19 protein-coding genes, 1 tRNA gene, 2 rRNA genes, 1 other RNA gene and 1 pseudogene are annotated in these 23,941 nt (G+C 38.5%); 20 read left to right on the forward strand and 4 right to left on the reverse strand.

The genetic code is table 11. The features are described 5' to 3' along the window. The first annotated feature begins 34 nt into the window (after nt 1-34). The 16 genes from L3081_RS18775 to L3081_RS18845 all read left to right on the forward strand — a co-directional run bounded on the left by L3081_RS18775 (nt 35) and on the right by L3081_RS18845 (nt 13,390). Entirely contained in the window at nt 35-1,471 is a 1,437-nt protein-coding gene (locus L3081_RS18775) for a lipopolysaccharide biosynthesis protein (protein ID WP_242287725.1), read from the forward strand. Between the two features lie 51 nt (nt 1,472-1,522). Then, nucleotides 1,523-1,915 (forward strand): acyltransferase, encoded by a 393-nt coding sequence (locus tag L3081_RS28575; RefSeq protein WP_242287727.1) that lies wholly within the window; start codon nt 1,523-1,525, stop codon nt 1,913-1,915. 356 nt (nt 1,916-2,271) lie between these two features. Further along, entirely contained in the window at nt 2,272-3,174 is a 903-nt protein-coding gene (locus L3081_RS18785) for a glycosyltransferase (RefSeq protein ID WP_242287729.1), read from the forward strand. Then, a complete protein-coding gene (locus L3081_RS18790; protein ID WP_242287731.1) occupies nt 3,164-4,420 on the forward strand; it encodes an O-antigen ligase family protein in 1,257 nt (418 codons plus the stop codon). The genes L3081_RS18785 and L3081_RS18790 overlap by 11 nt, the downstream gene beginning before the upstream one ends. Nucleotides 4,421-4,431: 11 nt before the next feature. Next, nucleotides 4,432-5,055 carry a glycosyltransferase family protein gene (locus L3081_RS18795; RefSeq protein ID WP_242287733.1) on the forward strand — a complete coding sequence of 208 codons (624 nt, stop codon included), beginning with the start codon at nt 4,432-4,434 and terminating at the stop codon, nt 5,053-5,055. Nucleotides 5,056-5,078: 23 nt separating this feature from the next. Then, the gene (locus L3081_RS18800; protein ID WP_242287735.1) at nt 5,079-5,390 is read left to right on the forward strand and encodes a glycosyltransferase; all 312 of its coding nucleotides are present in this window, start codon (nt 5,079-5,081) and stop codon (nt 5,388-5,390) included. Then, on the forward strand, nt 5,357-5,575 hold the full coding sequence (locus tag L3081_RS18805) for a hypothetical protein (RefSeq protein ID WP_242287737.1): 219 nt from the start codon (nt 5,357-5,359) through the stop codon (nt 5,573-5,575). The genes L3081_RS18800 and L3081_RS18805 overlap by 34 nt, the downstream gene beginning before the upstream one ends. Nucleotides 5,576-5,584: 9 nt before the next feature. Next, nucleotides 5,585-6,631: a glycosyltransferase family 4 protein gene (locus L3081_RS18810; RefSeq protein WP_242287739.1), complete on the forward strand. Its 1,047-nt coding sequence runs from the start codon at nt 5,585-5,587 to the stop codon at nt 6,629-6,631. A 132-nt stretch (nt 6,632-6,763) separates the two neighbouring features. Next, on the forward strand, nt 6,764-7,666 hold the full coding sequence (galU, locus tag L3081_RS18815) for a UTP--glucose-1-phosphate uridylyltransferase GalU (protein ID WP_242287741.1): 903 nt from the start codon (nt 6,764-6,766) through the stop codon (nt 7,664-7,666). 125 nt (nt 7,667-7,791) lie between these two features. After that, nucleotides 7,792-8,070, forward strand: coding sequence for a hypothetical protein (locus L3081_RS18820; protein ID WP_242287743.1), 279 nt, complete (start codon nt 7,792-7,794; stop codon nt 8,068-8,070). Next, nucleotides 8,028-8,378: a hypothetical protein gene (locus L3081_RS27285; protein WP_338027430.1), complete on the forward strand. Its 351-nt coding sequence runs from the start codon at nt 8,028-8,030 to the stop codon at nt 8,376-8,378. The genes L3081_RS18820 and L3081_RS27285 overlap by 43 nt, the downstream gene beginning before the upstream one ends. Further along, nucleotides 8,342-9,424: a glucose-6-phosphate isomerase gene (gene pgi / locus L3081_RS18825; RefSeq protein ID WP_338027415.1), complete on the forward strand. Its 1,083-nt coding sequence runs from the start codon at nt 8,342-8,344 to the stop codon at nt 9,422-9,424. The genes L3081_RS27285 and pgi overlap by 37 nt, the downstream gene beginning before the upstream one ends. Nucleotides 9,425-9,604: 180 nt before the next feature. Beyond that, nucleotides 9,605-10,006: a response regulator gene (locus L3081_RS18830; protein ID WP_242287745.1), complete on the forward strand. Its 402-nt coding sequence runs from the start codon at nt 9,605-9,607 to the stop codon at nt 10,004-10,006. A gap of 108 nt (nt 10,007-10,114) precedes the next feature. Further along, nucleotides 10,115-10,666 (forward strand): adenine phosphoribosyltransferase, encoded by a 552-nt coding sequence (apt, locus tag L3081_RS18835; RefSeq protein WP_242288209.1) that lies wholly within the window; start codon nt 10,115-10,117, stop codon nt 10,664-10,666. 57 nt (nt 10,667-10,723) lie between these two features. Continuing rightward, nucleotides 10,724-12,844 carry a DNA polymerase III subunit gamma/tau gene (dnaX, locus tag L3081_RS18840; RefSeq protein ID WP_242287747.1) on the forward strand — a complete coding sequence of 707 codons (2,121 nt, stop codon included), beginning with the start codon at nt 10,724-10,726 and terminating at the stop codon, nt 12,842-12,844. Nucleotides 12,845-13,063: 219 nt separating this feature from the next. After that, complete coding sequence (locus L3081_RS18845; protein ID WP_242287748.1) at nt 13,064-13,390, forward strand: YbaB/EbfC family nucleoid-associated protein; 327 nt, start codon at nt 13,064-13,066, stop codon at nt 13,388-13,390. A gap of 140 nt (nt 13,391-13,530) precedes the next feature. Here L3081_RS18845 and L3081_RS18850 read toward each other — a convergent pair whose 3' ends face one another. Together L3081_RS18850 and L3081_RS18855 are read right to left on the reverse strand one after the other, a co-directional pair. Then, nucleotides 13,531-14,427: a DMT family transporter gene (locus L3081_RS18850; protein WP_242287749.1), complete on the reverse strand. Its 897-nt coding sequence runs from the start codon at nt 14,425-14,427 to the stop codon at nt 13,531-13,533. Nucleotides 14,428-14,473: 46 nt separating this feature from the next. After that, nucleotides 14,474-14,551 (reverse strand): annotated as a pseudogene (locus L3081_RS18855) (LutC/YkgG family protein); the annotation flags it as partial. A 242-nt stretch (nt 14,552-14,793) separates the two neighbouring features. Between L3081_RS18855 and L3081_RS18860 the strand changes: the two are divergent. Further along, complete coding sequence (locus tag L3081_RS18860; protein WP_338027416.1) at nt 14,794-15,555, forward strand: LysR family transcriptional regulator; 762 nt, start codon at nt 14,794-14,796, stop codon at nt 15,553-15,555. A 268-nt stretch (nt 15,556-15,823) separates the two neighbouring features. Here L3081_RS18860 and metK read toward each other — a convergent pair whose 3' ends face one another. Together metK and ssrS are read right to left on the reverse strand one after the other, a co-directional pair. Continuing rightward, nucleotides 15,824-17,014 carry a methionine adenosyltransferase gene (metK, locus tag L3081_RS18865; RefSeq protein WP_242287750.1) on the reverse strand — a complete coding sequence of 397 codons (1,191 nt, stop codon included), beginning with the start codon at nt 17,012-17,014 and terminating at the stop codon, nt 15,824-15,826. 533 nt (nt 17,015-17,547) lie between these two features. Then, nucleotides 17,548-17,728, reverse strand: a non-coding RNA gene (gene ssrS, locus L3081_RS18870) — 6S RNA. A gap of 790 nt (nt 17,729-18,518) precedes the next feature. Between ssrS and L3081_RS18875 the strand changes: the two genes are divergently transcribed. From L3081_RS18875 to L3081_RS18885, 3 genes are all read left to right on the forward strand, one after another. Continuing rightward, nucleotides 18,519-20,059, forward strand: a 16S ribosomal RNA gene (locus L3081_RS18875). A gap of 86 nt (nt 20,060-20,145) precedes the next feature. Next, nucleotides 20,146-20,221, forward strand: a tRNA-Ala gene (locus tag L3081_RS18880). 658 nt (nt 20,222-20,879) lie between these two features. Next, nucleotides 20,880-23,770 (forward strand): 23S ribosomal RNA (locus tag L3081_RS18885). Together the 16S and 23S rRNA genes with 1 tRNA gene alongside form the textbook arrangement of a ribosomal RNA operon. The last annotated feature ends 171 nt before the right edge of the window (nt 23,771-23,941 follow it).

Raw genomic sequence — 23,941 nt, forward strand, 5'->3', positions numbered from 1 at the left:
TTAGTTAAGCCAAAAAAATTAAATAAGTTGATGAATGGATAACAAACTTTTAAGTAAAATAGTCAATATTTTTTTTGGTGCCGCGTTAATTCAAGGTGCTAATATTCTGTTGTATATGGTATTAGCTCGATTAATGCCGACAGAAGCGTTTGCCACCTATCGGCAATTATTTTTGATTCAAGCCATTGTTTCGGCAATGTCATTTTCTGCAATTCCAACTGCCTTACTTTATTTTTGTAATGAGTCAAAATCGTTGCGGGTAAAGTGGAATTATATCAAAAGCATTTGTATTTTAGTGTTATTGCTTGGCTTAGGCATTGCTGTGGTTATTTTCTTTGCGCGTGACACTATTGCCTTGGCGTTTTCAAACTTAAAACTAGCTGAGTCGTTGAAAGTGTTTGCTTTTGTGCCTTTAGCGACTATGTTTGTGAGCATGTTAGCCTCAGTATTTATTGTGATTGACAAAACAGCAATTCAAATAAAAGTAGCGGGGTTCATTGCGATAGTAAAAGTTGCTCCTGTGATTATTGTTGCTTTTGTTTATAACAATTTTCAAGCTATTTTATGGTCTACGGTATTAACACATATTGTGGTTGGACTTTTTGCTATTTGGCTAATTAGCTATTTAGGAAAATGTTATCCATTTAAATCCACAGTTTTTCGGGTGTTTATACCTAGGCTGTGCTTGTATTCTTTCCCGTTACTTCTCGCGAGTAGTGCTAGTATATTGGGCTTAAAGATCGACCATTTAATTGTTTCCTCTTTATTAGGAACAACAGTTTATGCACTTTATACTGTGGGTGCATTTGAAATACCTATTTTTAGCTTAATTCAAAGTAGTATTAGTGCGGTATTAATTCCTCAAATAACCCGTGATATAAAAAATAAAGACTATAAACAAGCGCAAACACTTTGGAAAACGGTGAGTTATAAATCTGCTTTATTGAGCTTTCCCATTGCAATTTTATTTATTGTTGAAGCAGAATATATAGTGACTTTACTCTTTAGTGAAAAATATCGTGCAGCAGCACCTATTTTTGCCTTGTTTAGTTCGTTAGCTTTATTAAGAGTGATTACCTTCGGTTTGGGGTTGAGGGCAATGGGAAAAACCAATGTTGAGTTTTATTGTACCTTGGTTTATTTAGTTTCTAGTGGTATTGGCGCTTATTTCTTTACTAAACATCTGGGAATGCAGGGCGCTGCGATATGGGTGCTAGCAAATACAGTAATTTATGCGATTTTGATATCTTTGGTTACTGCAATAGTTTCTGGATATAATTTACGTTTGTGGCAGGTATATCCCTTTAAGTTATTGTTATTGGCTTGTGTGATAACTTTTGCGGTGTGGCATATAAAGGTAACAAATATTAATGAGCATTTAGCTTTTATAATATCGTTAACTGAGATTGTTGCTTTTTGGTGGTTAGGAGTGATTTTACTAAATGAAAAACATTGTAAAAAAAATAATTAAAAGCTCTCCTAGGTTAAATAGGCGGTTTATCTTCAAGGTATAGGCGTACGAGTGCCGTTATCAAAAGTGATTGTTAATTATATTATTAACTTTTTACTTAGACAAAACACGTCTTCTAGTTACCCTGTAAATTATAGAACAACGGTAGTGTCAGGTGAAAAGTTACATTTAAAAGGCAGTAAAAATGGCACTTTATCAAGTTTGATCGTCAGTAGTGGTTGTTATTTGCAAGCCGGTAATGGCATTGAAATTGATGAAGGTACTATTTGGGCACCGAATGTTGTTATGGTGAGTGCTAACCATGATATGGAAAATGAAACTAAGCAATGGCAAAGTGCTAATCCCATTAAAATAGGTAAGCACTGTTGGATTGGTGCTAATGCCGTTATTCTACCTAATGTAGTTTTGGGGGATAATGTTGTCGTAGGGGCGGCGCCGTCGTAACCAAAAGCTTTGTGGAAGGGAATGTTGTTATTGCAGGTAATCCTGCCAAAGTTATTAAACATCGTCATAGCTAACAAATCACTAAACTAATTTTTAAATAAGTAAATAAAAAAGATAAGTAGATAAAAAATGAATATTTTTGTTATTTTACATGCGTATTATTTAGACGATACTCGTGTGATCAGGCATTGTGAATGGCTTAGTGAAAACGGTAAAACAGTGACGGTTTTTTGTTTAAATAAGGGGGAGAGACTAAAGAAGAAGTTGTTAATGGTGTTATTATTAAACGTGCTCCTGTTTCACGGTCAAAGTCCAAAACTAAGCTGTCTTATATTATCGAGTATTTTTTATTTTTCTTGTTTAGTTTTTATCAATCAACCAAAGCGTTAATTGTAGATAAACCTGATTTATATATTATTAATAATATGCCTAATGCGCTTGTGTTTACTGCGTTAATTCCAAGAGTTTTTGGGGTGCCCGTTTTACTCGACGTACATGATTTAATGCCAGAATTGTGCGAAATTGTTTTTTCGGGTAAAGATAGTTTTTTAAAAAAAGTATTACTGCTAGAAGAGCGACTGAGTTTTAACTTTGCCGACCATTTAATGACGGTGAGTAAACCAGTTGTCCGTCTTTTGAGTACACGCAGTAAAAAGAAATTTCATATCACACATAATTCACCATCTAATTTTTCAGAAAACAATAATGAACTAGAAGGGATACCAAAAATAGTTTTTCATGGAAATATTCATGAACGTTATGGTATTCAACGCATACTTGAACCACTTACTAATTTAGCCGCGCAAGGTCGTTCATTTGTTTTTCATATTCATGGTAAAGGGCCTTATGTTAATAAATTAAATAATCTTATTAAGGGCCATGACTATATTAAGTTTCACGGTGAGTTTGCTCCTCATGACGTGCCAAACATTCTACAAGGGGCTGCGTTAGGGGTTATTATGAATTATCCTAACCGATCTAATGACTTTGCTTTACCTGTTAAAATGCTTGAATATGTCGCCAATAACGTTGCGGTTATTTGCCCTAAATTACCTGTAATTCAAGAATATTTTACGGAAGATTCAGTTTTTTATTTTAATGATGACAGTGACTTGCAAAGTGTTATTGAACTTGCCTTGAGTAATGAGCAACTTAGAATAGAGAAAACGAAAATAGCTTTTCAAAAGTACACTGAAATAGCTTGGGAAAATGAAAAACATAGTTACTTAACCTTTATCGAAGCGTGTAATGACAATTAATTATTCTCAAGATAGAGCCATTCTTTTATATTTAGTTTATTTCGCTGTTTTTGTTGACGCAATTTTTGGTGCTTTGACCTTAGCAAATTACGGATCTATAAAACTAAGTTTAGTGTATCGTCTGGTTATTCTGGTGACCTTTGTGGTGCTAATTTTTAGAAGCAATAATTTTTTTTCAAATTACATTAAGTTTATTTTAGTTTTGTGGGTTACTAGCCTGTTTAATTTGGTAATTACAGGGCGAATTACAGAAATTTTTTTAGATATACAAATTTTTGTAAAAGTACTGTTCCCCTTTGCTGTTTTTTTTATTTTGTATCAACAGTTAAAACATAAAAATTACTGCTATATGGTATGCAAAGGTTTATCTCTCTTTGGTTTTGTCGCAGGTATACTTTTTTTATTTTCTATTTTAACAGGAATTGGTTTTCAAAATTATAGCGCCGATCTTTTTGGTATTAGTTCTTTTTTCTTTGCGGGTAACGATATAGGCATAGCGCTAGTATTATCCTTATGTTTTTCTTGGCTTTTATTTCTTACAACCCCCGGTAAATATTACTTTTTTGCTATTCTATTTACCAGTTTAGCTTTGGTTTTATTGGGCACCCGAACAGGTATATTAGGTGCCACTATTGTTGATTCCATTTATATAGTTATTTTTCTATTTAGAAAATACCCTAACCTTCATTTTCAAAAAAGCATGTTATTTCCCAAGCTCATTATCAGCGTGTTTTTATCTGTGACCGTGTTTTTTATCATCAGTTTTGTCTTAGAAAATTTAGATATGTTTTCTATTCAATTAGAACGATTTGGTGATGTTGCAGAAGGTCATAACCCCAGAGCAATATTAATAGAGCAGGGCATGAAGTACATTAATCAAAGACCTTTAATTGAAGGCGTGTTGGGTTCAGGAACCTATTATCAACTTGAGCTAGCTAAAGGTTTGATGAGTACGGTACAAGGTACATTAGATTTTCATACCTACAGGGCTTCATTTGAACATGATATTTATGACATTCATGCTTTATATGGAAAAGGGTTAGGTGGGGCTATTTTACTTGCTCATTTGTTTTTCTTACTATTTTCTATTGTATTGTTTATAAAAAATCGATGCTTACTTTCGTTAACCTTATGTATTTCTTTAGGGCTCGTTTTTATCATTGGTAATCTATCGGGTCATGGCATTACCAGTGCCCAAGTAGGCACTCTCTTTGGGTTCTATCTATTTTCTAAATTGCACGTATAAAAGAGGTTTCTTTGAAAAACATTAATATATTTCACATTTCTCCTTTTCCTTATTACACCGGGGGAATTGATACTTGGTTATACAGCTTCTTAACAATTAATGAAAAAGAGCATACCTATAATGTGACCTTATATTGTACTGGAGAAGTTGAGCCTGAAAAGGAAGCTGCCTTTGATATTACACATTTTAAGCATGTTAAAATTATCTATTTATCTACCTATCCTGGCTTTGGTTTAATGCCTTTATGGTCAGTGAAATACCTTTTTAGTTTTATGTTTAATAAAGGCACTGATAACGTAGATTTAAGTTTAGCGTTAGGCACGGTTCCTGTGCTGTTACCCTTGTATATTATGAAAAAATTAAACCTGTTAAAGGGAGAGGTGTTCTGTTCAGTACGAGGTCAAATAGCGCAAGATGGTATTGATTTGAATAAGCCAAAATTTCTTTGTTGGGCCTTAAAAACATTGGAAGGTTTTTTACTAAAAAGAGTCGATAAAGTATTTGTTAACGGGGAAGATACTAAAGTTTATTTACAGCGTTTTTATCAGCTTGATAGTACGGTCATTGCCAATGGTTTTGATGATGAAAAATTGAATTTGGTAAAAGTGCCTGAAAATATTCCACCAAAGCATTAGCAGAAGAAATTTCCAATAAAAAAGTGTTGTTACATGTTGGTACTTTGCGCCCTATTAAAGGCATTGATTATATTTTGAATGCTTACGCTGCCTTAGATGATGAGGCAAAAAATAAATCTGTACTCATTTTTGTCGGTAAGGGGCAGGAAACGTTTTATAAAAACATAGCAAAGAGCTTAGGTATTAACGTTTACTTTTTAGGTGAAAAAAGTAATCCGCTTGACTATATAACGTTAGCTGATGCCGTTATTAATGTTTCTGGTGGTAGCGGGGTAAGTAACTCACTTTTAGAAAGGCGGCTATGGGAAAACCTGTTATTGCTTGGGATAATTTAACGTTTTCACAGGTTATGGATAATACGTCAGGCGTGCTATGCAAAACTCATGATGTGCAGTCACTTGCGTGTGGCTTTGCAAAAATTATTAATGGTGATAATTTTGACCAAGCATTAGTTAAGGCTAGTGTTAAGCCTTATTATTGGTCAAGCATTTGGTATAAATGGAAGCAATATTTAACTTAGGTACATGTTATGACTAAAAAAATACTTGTAGTAACCAATATGTACCCTAATAAAAAATCCCCTGCGGCGGGAATTTTTGTTAAAAAAATGACACAGCAACTACAAGATAATAAAGATTTTTCTATTGAGCTATGGGTAATACCAACCGTGTCTAATAAATTGATAGCTTATTGTCTTTTTTATTTTGGCTTTATAATTAAACTGTTAAAATTTCGACCTAAAATAGTGTATTGCCATTTTGTTTCTCACACGGGGTTATTAGGTGTTTTGGCTAAAACGCTATTAGGATGTAAATTGGTGCTTAATTGTCATGGCACTGATGTGATGAATTCAATTGGCGGCAATAAATTTAAGTACAAGTTAAATAATTACCTATTTAGCTGTGCTGATAAAATAATAGTCCCTTCGGCATTCTTACAATCTGTGGTGCTTAAAAACTTCGCTGTATTAAGTAGCAAAATGTTTATTTACCCTTCTGGCGGTGTATTTATTCCTGATGACGAAGCAAATAAAAATGATAATAGGCAACAAGCAGCTACTGTAAAAATTGGCTATGTAGGTAGGTTAATTGAATCTAAGGGCATTAAGGTATTGACGTCGGCATTGTCAAAATTAGACCATGTGGAATTGTGTGTTGCCGGAGGCGGAGATATTTCATTAGTCGCTAATAATCTGAACCCAAAAGTTAAATTAACCTATTTAGGTGAAGTACCTCAACTAGCACTTCGTGAAATGTATGAACAAATCGATCTATTAATTTTTCCTACATTACTACAAGAGAGTTTAGGATTAACCCCATTAGAAGCCATGGCGTTTTCCGTGCCTGTTATTGGTTCCAATATTGGCGCTGTTTCTGAGTATGTTGTTAATGAAAAAACGGGGTTTCTTATAACGCCAGGTAGTGTTGAGGAACTAGAAACCGCAATTGTTAAATTTACCAAAATGACAGCAGAGCAAAGAGATGTGTTAAAGACTAATGCTAGGCATATGGCTATAAGTTATGATGAGGGAAGTATCAGCCATGCTTTAGTTAAATTAATACGTGATCTAGCTTAAACGATGATAAGTACGTAGAGTGAAAAGAAAATCAAAGCGACAAAGTAATTTTTTATCGTTAAACTAATGATAGTGATTAATCGTGCTATGTATAGCAGAATGAATGTAAATTTTATAAATTAAAGGATTAGAATGACTTCTAAAATAACCAAAGCTGTAATTCCTGTTGCCGGATTAGGTACTCGTATGTTACCGGCAACTAAAGCAATCCCTAAAGAAATGTTACCTATAGTAGACAAGCCGTTAATACAATATATTGTTGATGAATGTGTTGCTGCGGGTATTAAAGAAATTGTATTGGTTACTCATTCTTCTAAAAATGCCATTGAAAATCATTTTGATAAGTCGTTTGAGCTTGAAACTACGTTAGAAAAACGTGTTAAACGCCAATTACTTGATGAGATTCAGGCTATTTGCCCTAAAGACGTTACTATTTTACATGTGCGCCAAGGCGAAGCAAAAGGCCTTGGTCATGCGGTATTAAAAGCACGCCCTATTATTGGTAACGAACCTTTTGTTGTAGTGCTGCCTGATGTTATTTTGGATGATTCTAGTGCGGATTTAAAAACGGAAAACCTTGCGGCTATGTTAGCTAGGTACCATGATGTTGGTGGTTATAGCCAAATTATGGTTGAGCCAGTACCAATGGAACAAGTCAGTAGTTACGGTGTGGTTGATTGTGCCGGTCATGAACTGTCTGCAGGCGAATCTCAACCAATGACTGCCATTGTAGAAAAACCTGCCGTTGAAGATGCGCCTTCAAATTTAGCGGTTGTGGGTCGTTATGTTTTATCAGAAAAAATATGGGATTTATTACGTTTAACACCACCAGGTGTTGGCGATGAAATTCAATTAACCGATGCTATTGCAATGTTAATGGAAAAAGAAACTGTAGAAGCATTTCATATGACAGGTAAATCTCATGATTGTGGGTCTAAACTGGGTTATATGAAAGCGAACGTTGAATATGCTCTACGTCACAGAGAGTTAGGAGCAGAGTTTACCGATTATTTAAAAACACTCTCGTTAAAATAATCATTTTTGATGAAGCTATAATGACTGTGTAAGCAGTCATTAGTAAACTCGTTATTAAAGTTGTTGCTACGAAAGAAGGTATTTATTAACTGAGTCGTTATTAAGAAGCTAAGGACAATAAAAGTATGGAACTCTTTAATAAAATTATTCAAAAAAGTGCAGCGTTAGCTAAAAAACGTTCCATTTGCGCACTTTTTGATACTCCAACCAATAGAGCTGATGATTTTTCAGTGAGTGCGGCGGATTTATATCTTGATTACGCTAAACAAAATATTACTCAAGCTGAATTAGAACAATTAATTACATGGGCCAATGACCATCATCTCTCTAAGCAAATTAGTGGTATGTTTTTGGGGAAAAAATTAATAATACTGAGCATAGAGCTGTATTACATACGGTTTTAAGAGCACCCGCGCATATCAAACAACGCGTACTAGGTGATGAAGCTGAACAGGTTCAGGAAACTGAATTACGTATGGCAAAAATTGTTGATGATGTTCACAGTGGTAAGTTACGTAGCGTAACCGATGAAAAATTCACTGATGTGTTAGCTGTTGGTATTGGGGGGTCTTATTATGGTATTAAGGTCGGATTAAGTGCATTGCAACCCTTTCATCAGGAAGGCTTGAACGTACATGTACTTGCTAATGTTGATGGTGCTGCGGTAACTGAAAAGTGGAACGTTTACACGCGGCTACAACGCTTGTCGTGATCATTTCTAAAACGTTTACCACACAAGAAACCTTATTAAATGCTAAGGCAATAAAGCAATGGATGTTAACGCAACTGCAAGATTCTAATGCAATTGCTAAGCAATTTTTTGCAGTCAGCAGCAATGTTGAAAAAGCACAAGCCTTTGGTCTACAAACGAGCCATGTTCTTCCTATGTGGGATTGGGTCGGTGGGCGTTTCTCGTTATGGTCTGCTGTTGGTTTGCCACTTGCTTTGGCGATAGGCAATGATAATTTTAAAGATTTAAAAGCGGGTGCTTATGAAATGGATAAACATTTTCAATCAGCTGACTTTTCTAAAAATATGCCAGTGCTTATGGCATTAATTGGTATGTGGAATCGTAATGGACTTAATTATTCCAATTTAGCTGTACTCCCTTATGATCATTCTTTAAGAGCGCTGCCGGGTTATTTACAACAAACGGATATGGAAAGTAATGGTAAGTCCGTGTCTAAACAGGGAGATAAACTTCATTGGCCGACAGCCCCTGTGGTGTTTGGACAAGAAGGCACCAATGGCCAACATGCTTTTATGCAATTGATGCATCAAAGTGATGAAATTATTCCAACTGATTTTATTGTTGCGTTAAAGGGAACTAATTCGTTGGTTGAGCATCATAAAGTGTTAGTGGCAAATTGCTTTGCGCAAAGTGAAGCCTTAATGCAAGGGAAAAATTTAGCGCAAGTTACTGGTGAATTATCTGATCAAGGTTTTTCATCTGAGGAACAAAACTTTTTAGCCCCTCATAAAATAATGAAAGGTAATACGCCCAGTAATACTTTGTTAATGCCGGCGTTAACACCAAAATGTTTTGGTGCAATTTTAGCACTTTATGAGCATAAAATTTTTGTACAAGGGGCATTATGGCAGGTGAATTCTTACGATCAATGGGGGGTTGAACTAGGAAAACAGTTAGGTGAGCAAGTACTTGCTTTTATGGAAAACAAGACAACTGAGCACAGTATGTCAGCCTCGAGTGTTAAATTAATTGAAGCTTTTTTACAAGAACAAAACGATACACATTAGCGCCTTTTTTCTTGTTGATATATAGCGTAGAATACGCCCGAAAACGTAATAAAGATCACATGTAGGTGAAGCTCAGAACAATAGATGTTCTGTATTGTTTTATAAAGTCACTTACGTATGACGTAGTTCGACAAAGAGCAATTCATTCCCTACGACAAAGACATAGGCGTAAAGTTGTATATGAATATTTTAGTTGTTGATGACAAGAGAAGTGTTAGAGATTACATCAGTAAATTGTTAACACCGCTTGGTTATATTGTAAGTACTGCAGTGAATGGATTAGATGGTTTTGAAAAAGCACAACAAAACCCTTTTAATCTTTATATCATTGACCATTTAATGCCATTAATGAATGGCGTTACGTTAAGTAAAAACCTTAAACAAACCCCTTTTTGTGCTCAAACGCCTATATTGTTTATGACAACAACAGATAAAGCAAGTGTCGAAAACTTACCTGAAGTAAATTTGTTTAATCATATTTTAACTAAACCGTTAGATGAGGCAGAATTTCTCTCATCAGTACAGTTCTTACTCAATAATGTCTCTTCAAAATTGGCATTATCAAATTCAATGTCTTCCTAATACATGCTAATTGCCAACTGAATCAAGTAATTTGACATGGGTTTGGGTATATATATTGGTAAAATTGTTTTATGCTTCAACATTATGAATTTTTGAAAAAATATAAGTATAGTAATGAATGAACAACAAATAGTGCAATTGAAAGCCGCCATAAAAACTATCCCTAATTATCCTTCAGAAGGCATTTTATTTCGGGATGTAACTAGCTTACTCGAAAATGCTGAAGCGTTTGCTTTAACCATAAATTTACTAACTAAAAAATATGAAAACCAAGGTTTTACTAAAATAGTTGGTACAGAAGCGCGCGGGTTTATATTTGGTGCTCCGTTAGCGTTAGCATTAGGCATTGGCTTTATTCCTGTTCGTAAGCCAGGAAAACTTCCAAGAGCTACCTATTCACAAGCTTATCAACTTGAATACGGTGAAGATGTTTTAGAAATCCATCGCGATGCACTTACTGCTGACGATAAAGTATTAATTATTGATGATTTATTGGCAACAGGTGGCACGATAGAAGCGACGACAAAATTAATTCGCTGTGTTGGTGCCAAAGTAAAAGATCTTGGTTTTATTATTTCGCTACCTGATTTAGGTGGGGAAAAACGACTTGCAGCAATTGGACTAACACCATACTCACTTGTTCAATACGCGGGTGAATAAATGTTAGTATTAGGGTAGTGGCGAGTAGCATACAAGTTAATCAGAGTATTAAATAATATGAGTTATCAAGTTTTAGCAAGAAAATGGCGTCCTAAGTGCTTTGAAGAACTAATGGGTCAAGAGCATGTAGTTACAGTGCTTGTTAATGCGTTAACTCAACAACGTTTACATCATGCTTATTTGTTTACTGGTACGCGGGGTGTGGGTAAAACGACAATTGCTCGAATTTTTGCTAAAAGTTTAAATTGTGAGACAGGTATTACGGCAACGCCCTGTGGGCAATGTGATACTTGTTTGGAAATAGATCAAGGTCGATTTGTTGATTTACTTGAAATAGATGCAGCGTCAAAAACTAAAGTAGATGACACCAAAGAAATTCTTGATAATGTACAATATGCACCTACCCGAGGTCGATATAAAGTATATTTGATTGATGAAGTGCATATGCTTTCACGCCATAGCTTTAATGCCTTATTAAAAACCTTAGAAGAACCACCAGAACACGTTAAGTTTATTTTAGCGACAACCGATCCCCAAAAATTACCGGTTACTGTGTTATCTCGTTGTTTACAGTTTCATTTAAAAGCGCTAACGGTGAACCAAATTGAAACCAAGCTGACCGAAATTTTGGCTAGCGAGCAGGTTACACATGCTAGTGGAACGTTAACGCTACTTGCCAAAGCAGCACGTGGTAGTATGCGGGATTCATTAAGTCTAGCAGATCAAGCGATAGCACAAGGGCAGGGTAATATTACCTTGCTGAATATTCAGCAAATGTTAGGCGGTATAGACCAAAATTGGGTATACAAAATCGTGATAGCACTATTAAAACAAGATGGTGCAAGTTTAATGGCATTATCTCAAGATATTGCGAGTTGTGCGCCCAGTTATAGCCGTTTATTTGCAGAGTTGATACAGCTATTCCATCAAATTGCTATTGTGCAAGTGGTTGATCAACATTTTGATTTACCGCCAGAACATGCTCAACTATTACAAAAATTTAGCCAATCAATGTCAGCTGAAGATGTACAACTCTATTACCAAATCTGTTTGAATGGGCGTAAGGATTTACCCTATGCCTCAGACGAACAAGCAGCATTTGATATGACATTGTTGCGCTTGTTTGCTTTTAAACCAATGCAGCGAGAATCACTACCAGAGTCAATACGAGAGTCAGCAATTGAGCCTGCAGACCGAGCGACGGTAGATTTAGATTTTAACTCAAGCATGGTAAGTGAGTCAGACGTAGAGAATGACGGTAATATAATCGATGAATTACCAACAGAGCAAGAACAAGCGTTAGCACAGCAAGTTGCGCAAATTGAACAACAGGCAGAAAGCATTCAAGCATCAGAAGTTAATCAAATACCATATCAATCATTTGAACCTTTAGAAGATGTTGTGTATCAGCAAGCCCCTAATATTGCAGGTGAAAATGATTTTCAGCCTTCTGATGCCCTGGCTGCTTCTGACTGTGATGATGAAATTGTGCCTGCCTTGCAGCAAAGCCCTCAAGAGATCAGACAAACAGAACAAGAAAAATCAAAGAATGAAGCTGTTTTTGAGAGCCCTGTAAACAAGGTGCTAGCAACGCGAAATATGTTGCGTAGTCGTAAAAAACAATTGGCGCAACAAGGAAAAAAGTCAAATGACGCCATTGTGCGTCCTGACCCTGTGACTGAAACTAAAAGAACGGATACTAAAAGTGAAACGGTCACGGAAGCGGTTACCTTACCTAAACCTGAGCAAGCATACCAAGCTGAAAACATTGATCCTGCAGTTATTCATAAAGCGAATCAAGTTGATGAATGGGCACATATGATTGACTCCATGGAGTTGACCGCCCGTTTAAGACAATTGGCGATTCATGCAACCATTGATGAAAATTCTAGCAAAGATAATTTGATTTTATGTTTAGATCAAGCAACCAAACATTTATATACTGACATTGCACAACAGCAATTACAGCAAAGTATTAGTGGATATTTATCACGTGAGATTAGTGTAAATATCAATATTGTAGAGCAAACTATTGCCGATCCATACCAAATTCAATCGCATATTAATGACAAGCGTTATGATTATGCAAAAGAAGTTCTAAATAATGATGAAATAGTGCAAGGACTTGTGGATACATGCCAAGCTACCTTGGATGATGAAAGTATTTCAGCACTATAAAAGTTTTGTTTACCATAACATTTTATACTGTCGCTACGGCATCATATTGGTATACTATTGGCAACAAATTTACTTAATCTCAACTCGGTTTAAGAAGTTTTTAACTCATTGAAAGTGAATTTAACGAAAAAGTTATTAAAAATAGCCATTTTAGAAAGATTTGTTAAGTCGAGATGAAGTTACTTAGAGTAGTTTAAAATTAATTTACTGGAGAAATAAATGATGAAAGGTGGTATGGGCAATTTAATGAAGCAAGCCCAACAAATGCAAGCTAAAATGCAAAAAGCGCAAGAAGAATTAGCCAACATGGAAGTCGTGGGTGAATCTGGCGCCGGTATGGTTAAAGTAACCATGACGGGTAGTCATAATGTACGTAAAGTTGAGCTTGATGAAAGCTTAATGGAAGATGATAAAGACATGATTGAAGATTTACTTGCCGCAGCAGTCAATGATGCAGTTCGTCGTGTAGAAGAGCAAAATAAAGATAAAATGGGTGCGTTAACGGGCGGTATGCAATTACCTCCGGGTATGAAAATGCCGTTTTAAGGGCGTTTAGTTATAGCCATGAAAACAATAGATGTAAACATTTTAGTTTATTAAATTTAAAGCCGACATATACGTCGGCTTTTTAGTGGCTTTTTAGTGGTTGAGATTGTTGTAACCTATCACACATGCTATTAGTATATCTATGAACGCTTCATTGACCATTTACCGACCCTTTGAAATCCAACAATACATTGTTTACCCATAATGACAATAAATACGCCACCAAGTACTAAAAAGGATGAAGTCATTAATTCGATATTAATGGTTTCATTAGCAAAGATAACCCCGCCAATTGCCGCTATTATTGGCACTGAAAGTTGTATTATTGCTGCATTTTTCACGGTTAATCCTGAAAGGGCTGAGTACCAAATTGCATACCCTAATCCCGATGTTACCGTGCCTGATAAGATAGCAAGTAGAATACCTTGATTTGATAGGTGGGTTTTCGCCAATGTTAATACCATTAGCAGGGCAATAAAGGGCAGTGTTCTTAAAAAATTATTAGTGGTATCAACAAGCGGCGTTTTTGAACCTCGCCCTGCTAAGGTATAAAAAGCCCATGCTATGCCTGAGATTGCCATTAATAAAAATCCAGTCAATGAAGGCGCGCTCGCACTTGGCATCAATAAAATGATTAGCCCTATAAAAGCGATAGCCAGACCTAGCCACTCAATTAAAATAAGTTTTTTCCCTTTGAATATATCAGACATAATCATGGTGACCTGTACGGCACCAAATAAAATTAATGCACCTGTGCCTGTATCTAAACTGATATAGGCATAGGAAAATGCACCCGCGTAGACAAATAAAAAGAAAGCAGAGAGCCGGCTGCCGCCTTTCATATTAATGCTTTTTTTGGGACTTTTATGCGCGCTAATAGAGATTAATAACAGGAGAAAAATAGCGCCTGAGAGCAGCCTAATGGAAGTAAAACTCGACGCATCAATAATATTATCATTCAATGCTAAGCGACATAAGACAGAATTCCCTGCAAACGCGATAAGCGCGAGGGTAGTTAAAAAAGTTGTTTTAAGCATTTGCTAACAGAGCGCCTAGTATCTATAAATTATCTCAATTAGAACATTATGGTACTAACAGAACAATCAATTCTTTCGGTCTATGGGCACCATAAGCTAAAGTTTGTTGAATATCTACGGTTTTTGATGGGCCTGAGACTCATACAATTGTGCCAGTTGCTGCAATACATGATTGCGCACTGGAGATAATTTCGGGTAATAATGGGTTATCAAGGGTTTTTATAAAAATTATCAGTTAGCGATAACATAACCATTTTTTTATTGTTAACATCTGCTCTGCCTTGTATAAAAGGCTAATAATCTGCTGTGAAAATAATCAGCAAAGTTCAAGCCCCTAACCTATGGCTTCTAAAAACGGTGTAATATATGTTGATTGCAAATGAGTTATCGCTTTTTGCTTTGGTCGTTGAGGCTAAATCTTTTAATAAAGCTGCAGAACTGGCCCAAATGTCGACACCTGCGTTAAGCAAGCGAATTTCAAAACTTGAAGCAAGCTTAGGCGTACAGTTACTTTATAGAACAACACGGCGATTAAGTCTAACTGAGGCAGGGACGAACTTATACCAACATGCAAAAACGGTGAATGGACAAGTTTCTCAAGCATTAGCAGAGTTAAGCCATTACAGCGAAACGATTAGTGGACATATTAAATTAACGGTTCCAACGATTTCTGGCGAACTACTACTGGCTGAAATTATTGCTGAGTTTTGCCATAAGTACCCTGATATCAGTGTTGATTTACGGCTTGAAAATCAGTTTGTTGACATGGTAAAAGAAGGGGTAGATCTTGCTATAAGAACGGGGGTACTTGAGGATTCAAGCCTGATAGCGAAACCGTTACTCACCTCACACTGGGTTGTGTGTTGCTCTCCTAAATATATCGAACATTATGGTGAGCCGTTAACACCTAATGAATTGTCTCAACACAACTGTTTGGCTTATACTTATCAAGATCAAGGAGCTTATGATTGGCGTTTTACTCACGACAAAATGCAATATAATGTAAGAATATCAGGCAGCTTATCTACTAATAATGCTCAAGCATTACGTAAAGCAGCGTTATCGGTTATGGCATTGCCTATATTCCTCGATGCAGTGTTTATGAAGATCTTCAAGCGGGTAATTTAGTTGAATTAATGTCTGAATATAAACCAAGAACGTGGGCGTTTATGCGGTATATCCTTATACCAAATACTTACCTAATAAAATAAGACTATTGATTGAACATATTAAGCAAGGATATGAAGATTTAAAGCACTATTTTTAAGATATAGACCAACATTTTGTGTGTTGGTCTAATGGTCGTTTGGCAAGGCATGTTAACAAAAGTACATAAATAGGATGTGCTTTATTGTCTTTTGTTCATAACGCGGAGCTAGGATGAACCTTATAGCTATTATGCAATACCCGCTGATTTACGTAAATCATCAGCTTTGTCGGTTTTTTCCCAACTAAATGCAGTAAAAGTATCATCTCCAACTGTCATTTCATAAGGTTCACGTCCAAAATGACCGTAAGCAGCGGTTTGCTGATACATAGGATGTAATAAATCCAAGATTTTTGTTATGCCATAAGGGCGTAAATCGAAATGTTCACGTACAAGCTCAACCAAGCGTACTTCACTTATTTTACCTGTACCGAATGTATCAATAGAAATAGAAGTAGGCTCTGCAACACCAATGGCATAGGAAATTTGTATTTCACAGCGATCAGCTAAGCCGCCTGCAACAATGTTTTTTGCAACGTATCGGCCGGCATATGCTGCACTACGATCAACCTTTGATGGATCTTTACCTGAGAATGCACCGCCGCCATGACGCGCCATGCCACCATAAGTATCAACAATGATTTTTCTACCCGTTAAACCACAATCACCAACAGGCCCACCAATAACAAAACGTCCAGTGGGATTGATATGGTATTTTGTATTCTCTGTTAACAATTCAGCAGGTAGAACATGTCTAATAATATTTTCCATTACGGCTTCTACTAGATCTTCTTGCTTTATATCAGGGTTGTGTTGAGTTGACAGTACTACAGTATCAATGGCAATAGGTTTATTGTCTTCGTAGATAAACGTTACTTGCGATTTAGCATCTGGTCGCAACCAAGGAAGAATACCTGATTTACGAGCTTCAGCTTGACGTTCAACTAAACGATGAGAGTAATATAATGGAGCGGGCATTAACGTTTCAGTTTCATTAGTAGCATAACCAAACATTAAACCTTGATCTCCTGCACCTTGATCTTCAGGTTTTGAACGGTCTACCCCTTGAGCAATTTCTGGGGATTGTTGACCGATTAGATTCATGATGCCACAGGTTTCACCATCAAAACCGACATCGGATGATGTATAACCAATATTACTAATTACATTACGAGTGATCGTTTCTAAATCAACCCAAGCATCCGTACTGACTTCACCAGAAATAATTGCTACACCGGTTTTAACCATTGTTTCACAAGCAACACGGGCAAACTTATCTTTAGCAATAATAGCATCGAGAACCGCATCAGAAATTTGATCGGCAATTTTATCAGGATGACCTTCTGAAACAGACTCAGAAGTAAAAAAGTGTGTAGACATAAACCCTCAACAACTAAACTTTGATGTTAATACTTTGTGATAAATAGATAACCTAATTAAACCAGATAGTTAAGGTATAGTATTTATCAACTTTAATACAATAATAGGCAGAGTTTACCTTGATAAGTATAAACTATCTACCTTTTTTACGCCTAGACGTCTAAATGGCTTAAATTTAAAAACAAAAATAATAGATAAACTGCTATGGGTAAATGGGAAATTATCCATGTATTTATACCCGTTTCATTAATTAAGTGATCTATTTAAAATTGCCAAATTCAAGGCATTTATTGGAATAACGAGTTGTTCTAATTATTAAATAAATAACGATGTCGTTGGTGATTTTAGCAAGTAGGTCCATATATGGTATAACACTACACACATAAAAAGCTCTGCCAATTAGTTATACCAGTACATATATAGTAGGACATATAGCAGTATAGAAAGAATTTAGTTATGAGAGTTGTACGTTCGTTTATTAGGAGCGTTTCGAGGGAGATTATAGGTAGCAATTATTACATATAGAATTAAAAGGTTCTTCCAAGGTGCCGCAGTAAACCGTAGTCCTGAACACCGTGTGTTCAGGGCGGAAGTATTATGTTAACCGTAGGCTTCCCGATACGTGCCGGGCTTGCACAATAGCTAATAGTCAACTCCCTAGGGTAAAACTTATCGGCTCAGGGACATAGTCACTTACAAACACCCCAGAAGATTTTCCATTATAGCTGAATTTTAATGTGGAATAAGCTTTTTTTAACTGGTTTGAGTTGTTTGCTTATTATTTAGCTATATATGTTTCTATTATAAATAAACTAACACACTGCTATATAGAAGGGATATTGGGCGAAGGATGAATGTTTAGATTAATAAAACCGCAATATCGGTAAGGTTTGTACGAATGCTAAGCAGTTAAACAATTATTACGTTTTTTTTACAAAAAAGAGTTGACGTCAGCATATAAATCTCTACAATGCGCTCCAGTTCCAAGGGGTTCAGCCAAAAAGCTTAACCAACTGGATGTTTTGATAAGTTATCTCGCTACTTATTTAAGTAAACAAGTTAACTTAACGTTTTAAAATGAAAAGCTTGGAAGTTTAAAAAAACTTTTAAATAAATTCAAAAAAACGTTGACATCAAAACTCGGAAGCGTATGATACGCATCCTGCTTCGGGGCAACAGCAACGAAGCAAAGGTTAATTCCAAAGTAACGAACGAATGCGATTCTTACTTATCTTCTTAAGAAGATGTTCTTTAACAATTAGTTATCATGCAATTTGTGTGGATACTCACATTAACTTGTTTTTACATAGTTCTTTAGCTTTTATTAGCGAGAACAAAAAAACGCTTTAATGAATGATGTTCACATAAATGAATACTTTTCTTCGGAAAGGTAATACTTATATATGTAATGTGTATCAAATTTTTTGATACACGACAGAATTCATTGAGCAGTAACACATCATTATTACTTCGGTAAAAAGGGTGAGGTTACACAAACGATTTTTAATTGAAGAGTTTGATCATGGCTCAGATTGAACGCCGGCGGCAGGCTTAACACATGCAAGTCGAGCGGTAACATTTCTAGCTTGCTAGAAGATGACGAGCGGCGGACGGGTGAGTAATGCTTGGGAATATGCCTTATGGTGGGGGACAACAGTTGGAAACGACTGCTAATACCGCATAACGTCTACGGACCAAAGGGGGGATCTTCGGACCTCTCGCCATTTGATTAGCCCAAGTGAGATTAGCTAGTTGGTGAGGTAATGGCTCACCAAGGCGACGATCTCTAGCCGGTTTGAGAGGATGATCAGCCACACTGGGACTGAGACACGGCCCAGACTCCTACGGGAGGCAGCAGTGGGGAATATTGCACAATGGGCGAAAGCCTGATGCAGCCATGCCGCGTGTGTGAAGAAGGCCTTCGGGTTGTAAAGCACTTTCAGTAAGGAGGAAAGGGATGTAGTTAATAACTGCATTCTGTGACGTTACTTACAGAAGAAGCACCGGCTAACTTCGTGCCGGCAGCCGCGGTAATACGAGGGGTGCAAGCGTTAATCGGAATTACTGGGCGTAAAGCGTTCGTAGGCGGTTGATTAAGCAAGATGTGAAAGCCCAGGGCTCAACCTTGGAACTGCATTTTGAACTGGTCAACTAGAGTACTGTAGAGGGTGGTGGAATTTCCAGTGTAGCGGTGAAATGCGTAGAGATTGGAAGGAACATCAGTGGCGAAGGCGGCCACCTGGACAGATACTGACGCTGAGGAACGAAAGCGTGGGGAGCGAACAGGATTAGATACCCTGGTAGTCCACGCCGTAAACGATGTCAACTAGCCGTTTGTGGTCTTGAACCGTGAGTGGCGCAGCTAACGCACTAAGTTGACCGCCTGGGGAGTACGGCCGCAAGGTTAAAACTCAAATGAATTGACGGGGGCCCGCACAAGCGGTGGAGCATGTGGTTTAATTCGATGCAACGCGAAGAACCTTACCATCCCTTGACATCCAGAGAAGAGACTAGAGATAGACTTGTGCCTTCGGGAACTCTGTGACAGGTGCTGCATGGCTGTCGTCAGCTCGTGTTGTGAAATGTTGGGTTAAGTCCCGCAACGAGCGCAACCCCTATCCTTATTTGCCGGCCGAGTTATGTCGGGAACTCTAAGGAGACTGCCGGTGATAAACCGGAGGAAGGTGGGGACGACGTCAAGTCATCATGGCCCTTACGGGATGGGCTACACACGTGCTACAATGGCAGGTACAGAGGGCAGCAATACCGCGAGGTGGAGCGAATCCCACAAAGCTTGTCGTAGTCCGGATTGGAGTCTGCAACTCGACTCCATGAAGTCGGAATCGCTAGTAATCGTAGATCAGAATGCTACGGTGAATACGTTCCCGGGCCTTGTACACACCGCCCGTCACACCATGGGAGTGGGATGCAAAAGAAGTGGCTAGTTTAACCTTCGGGAGGACGGTCACCACTTTGTGTTTCATGACTGGGGTGAAGTCGTAACAAGGTAACCCTAGGGGAACCTGGGGTTGGATCACCTCCTTATCTTGAAGTAAAAACGATTAATGAAAGCCTCGGCTTTACGAGTATTCACACAAATTACATGATAACAAATTAGAAGAAACCCTGATGGGGCTATAGCTCAGGCGGGAGAGCGCCTGCCTTGCACGCAGGAGGTCAGCAGTTCGATCCTGCTTAGCTCCACCATTTTGATTTTTACGGCGTTACTTGAATACTCGCATAAGAGACACTATGCGTCGTATCCAAAAGCCTTGTAAAAAACAAAATCACCATCTGATCTTCTTTAATTGAACAAAGAAGCCAAATTTAAATTATCTTTTTGATAAATTAAATTTGGTTTTTTAAACCAAATTTCTTAGCGAATGCGACTAAGAGATGAGTTCTTTAACAATCTGGAAAGCTGATATAAATACCGATATTTATAGGGCAAGCACGGTGTCGCGCTGTTGCTCGCATAACTATAAATATCAAGCTGTTATTTATCCAATATCGTGGGTAAATAATGGTGATAAGGCGTTCTCCTCGAATGTCTTATCAAATTGTTTTTAACGTTTGTTTTTAAACAAATGTTATGAGCTCTTATTCAAGTAACTCATCACTTTTATTTAGCAATAAATGAAGTGAAGTGCGTGAAAATGTCAGACTTTACAATTAACTCGGTTTAGTCACCGAGTAGTCTAAAATGTTTGAAATGTCTTTTCTCTTATTATAAGAAAAATGATTTTTCGCAGGATTTTGGCTTGTTAGACAAGGCGCTTATTTGTGACGTGTAGTTTCTTCTACACAAACACGTAAGCAACACAGTATAACAATCAAAAGACAATGAAACAATTTGGGGTTGTATGGTTAAGTGACTAAGCGTATGTGGTGGATGCCTTGGCAGTTAGAGGCGATGAAGGACGTGTTAATCTGCGATAAGCGTTGGTAAGGTGATAAAAACCATTATAGCCAACGATTTCCGAATGGGGAAACCCACCTGTCATAAGGCAGGTATCATTAAGTGAATACATAGCTTAATGAGGCGAACCGGGAGAACTGAAACATCTAAGTACCCCGAGGAAAAGAAATCAACCGAGATTTCGTTAGTAGCGGCGAGCGAACGCGAATCAGCCCTTAAGCTTATTGGGCGCTAGTGGAAGGTTCTGGAAAGGACCACGATACAGGGTGATAGTCCCGTACACTAAAGCAACCTTTAAGTGAAATCGAGTAGGACGGAGCACGTGAAACTTTGTCTGAATATGGGGGGACCATCCTCCAAGGCTAAATACTACTAACTGACCGATAGTGAACCAGTACCGTGAGGGAAAGGCGAAAAGAACCCCTGTGAGGGGAGTGAAATAGAACCTGAAACCGCATACGTACAAGCAGTGGGAGCCAAATTTAGTTTGGTGACTGCGTACCTTTTGTATAATGGGTCAGCGACTTATATTCTGTAGCAAGGTTAACCGATTAGGGGAGCCGTAGCGAAAGCGAGTGTTAACTGCGCGTTTAGTTGCAGGGTATAGACCCGAAACCCGGCGATCTACCCATGGGCAGGTTGAAGGTTGAGTAACATCAACTGGAGGACCGAACACACGTATGTTGAAAAATGCGGTGATGACTTGTGGGTCGGAGTGAAAGGCTAATCAAGCCGGGAGATAGTTGGTTCTCCCCGAAATCTATTTAGGTAGAGCCTCGGATGGACACCACTGGGGGTAGAGCACTGTTAAGGCTAGGGGGTCATCCCGACTTACCAACCCTTTGCAAACTCCGAATACCAGTGAGTGATATCCGGGAGACACACTGCGGGTGCTAACGTCCGTTGTGAAGAGGGAAACAACCCAGACCGCCGGCTAAGGTCCCAAAGTACTAGTTAAGTGGGAAACGATGTGGAAAGGCATAGACAGCTAGGAGGTTGGCTTAGAAGCAGCCATCCTTTAAAGAAAGCGTAATAGCTCACTAGTCGAGTCGGTCTGCGCGGAAGATGTAACGGGGCTAAACTAGTCACCGAAGCTGCGGATTCATAATTTATTATGAGTGGTAGGGGAGCGTTGTGTAAGCCGTTGAAGGTGAATTGAGAAGTTTCTTTGGAGGTATCACAAGTGCGAATGCTGACATGAGTAACGATAAGGGGAGTGAAAACTCCCCCGCCGAAAGACCAAGGTTTCCTGTCCCATGTTAATCAGGGCAGGGTAAGTCGGCCCCTAAGGCGAGGCGGAAACGCGTAGTCGATGGGAAACAGATTAATATTTCTGTACTTCTATATATTGCGAAGGAGGGACGGAGCAGGCTAGGTGAGCACAGTGTTGGTAATCTGTGTGAAAGTGCGTAGTCGGGAGTTTAGGTAAATCCGGACTCCCTTAAGGCTGAGACACGAGACGAGACTCCAAGGAGTTGAAGTCATTGATGCCATACTTCCAGGAAAAGCTTCTAAGCTTCAGATATATAGGAACCGTACCCCAAACCGACACAGGTGGTTAGGTAGAGAATACTAAGGCGCTTGAGAGAACTCGGGTGAAGGAACTAGGCAAAATAGTACCGTAACTTCGGGAGAAGGTACGCCCTCAATGGTGATGGAATTTACTTCCTAAGCGATGGAGGGTCGAAGTAACCAGGTGGGCGGAACTGTTTATTAAAAACACAGCACTGTGCAAAATCGAAAGATGACGTATACGGTGTGACGCCTGCCCGGTGCCGGAAGGTTAATTGATTGGGTTAGTTTTCGGACGAAGCTCATGATCGAAGCCCCGGTAAACGGCGGCCGTAACTATAACGGTCCTAAGGTAGCGAAATTCCTTGTCGGGTAAGTTCCGACCTGCACGAATGGCGTAATCATGGCCACACTGTCTCCACCCGAGACTCAGTGAAATTGAATTTGCGGTTAAGATGCCGTATACCCGCGGCTAGACGGAAAGACCCCGTGAACCTTTACTATAGCTTGACAGTGAACATTGCTCCTACATGTGTAGGATAGGTGGGAGACTTTGAAACTTCGTCGCCAGATGGAGTGGAGTCAACCTTGAAATACCACCCTTGTATGCGTGATGTTCTAACCTAGGGCCCTGATCGGGCTTGGGGACACTGTCTGGTGGGTAGTTTGACTGGGGCGGTCTCCTCCCAAAGAGTAACGGAGGAGCACGAAGGTTGGCTAAGTATGGTCGGACATCATACGGTTAGTGCAATGGCATAAGCCGCTTAACTGCGAGACAGACACGTCGAGCAGGTACGAAAGTAGGTCATAGTGATCCGGTGGTTCTGTATGGAAGGGCCATCGCTCAACGGATAAAAGGTACTCCGGGGATAACAGGCTGATACCGCCCAAGAGTTCATATCGACGGCGGTGTTTGGCACCTCGATGTCGGCTCATCACATCCTGGGGCTGAAGTCGGTCCCAAGGGTATGGCTGTTCGCCATTTAAAGTGGTACGCGAGCGGGTTTAGAACGTCGTGAGACAGTTCGGTCCCTATCTGCCGTGGGCGTTTGAGAATTGAAGAGGGCTGCTCCTAGTACGAGAGGACCGGAGTGGACGAACCACTGGTGTTCGGGTTGTCATGCCAATGGCATTGCCCGGTAGCTACGTTCGGAACTGATAACCGCTGAAAGCATCTAAGCGGGAAGCAGGCTTTGAGATGAGTTCTCACTGGAGCTTTAAGCTCCCTAAAGGGTCGTTGGAGACTACAACGTTGATAGGTCAGGTGTGTAAGGGTTGTAAGGCCTTGAGCTAACTGATACTAATTACCCGTGAGGCTTAACCATACAACACCCAAGTGGTTTTGTGTGAAGACTGACAAATAAAGGCTATGAGAATAGCAATATCACGCACGTGAGACTTGAATGAATAAATGTATTTATATCGTAGGTGAGAAATATTCTTGCTTAAGTGCTTTCCAAGATTGCTAATTACCAACGTAAGTTGAGTGATTAAAA

This window comes from Colwellia maritima (assembly GCF_022669015.1).
Taxonomy (GTDB): Bacteria; Pseudomonadota; Gammaproteobacteria; order Enterobacterales; family Alteromonadaceae; genus Colwellia; species Colwellia maritima.

Excerpts from the sequence above, each read along its gene's own strand:
- L3081_RS18850 (WP_242287749.1), bottom strand. The coding sequence starts at position 14,427 with ATGCTTAAAACAACTTTTTTAACTACCCTCGCGCTTATCGCGTTTGCA.
- metK (WP_242287750.1), bottom strand. The coding sequence starts at position 17,014 with ATGTCTACACACTTTTTTACTTCTGAGTCTGTTTCAGAAGGTCATCCT.
- L3081_RS18810 (WP_242287739.1), top strand. The coding sequence starts at position 5,585 with ATGACTAAAAAAATACTTGTAGTAACCAATATGTACCCTAATAAAAAA.
- L3081_RS18820 (WP_242287743.1), top strand. The coding sequence starts at position 7,792 with ATGGAACTCTTTAATAAAATTATTCAAAAAAGTGCAGCGTTAGCTAAA.
- dnaX (WP_242287747.1), top strand. The coding sequence starts at position 10,724 with ATGAGTTATCAAGTTTTAGCAAGAAAATGGCGTCCTAAGTGCTTTGAA.
- L3081_RS18805 (WP_242287737.1), top strand. The coding sequence starts at position 5,357 with ATGGGAAAACCTGTTATTGCTTGGGATAATTTAACGTTTTCACAGGTT.
- L3081_RS18775 (WP_242287725.1), top strand. The coding sequence starts at position 35 with ATGGATAACAAACTTTTAAGTAAAATAGTCAATATTTTTTTTGGTGCC.
- galU (WP_242287741.1), top strand. The coding sequence starts at position 6,764 with ATGACTTCTAAAATAACCAAAGCTGTAATTCCTGTTGCCGGATTAGGT.
- L3081_RS18860 (WP_338027416.1), top strand. The coding sequence starts at position 14,794 with ATGTTGATTGCAAATGAGTTATCGCTTTTTGCTTTGGTCGTTGAGGCT.
- L3081_RS18845 (WP_242287748.1), top strand. The coding sequence starts at position 13,064 with ATGATGAAAGGTGGTATGGGCAATTTAATGAAGCAAGCCCAACAAATG.
- L3081_RS18790 (WP_242287731.1), top strand. The coding sequence starts at position 3,164 with ATGACAATTAATTATTCTCAAGATAGAGCCATTCTTTTATATTTAGTT.
- L3081_RS18830 (WP_242287745.1), top strand. The coding sequence starts at position 9,605 with ATGAATATTTTAGTTGTTGATGACAAGAGAAGTGTTAGAGATTACATC.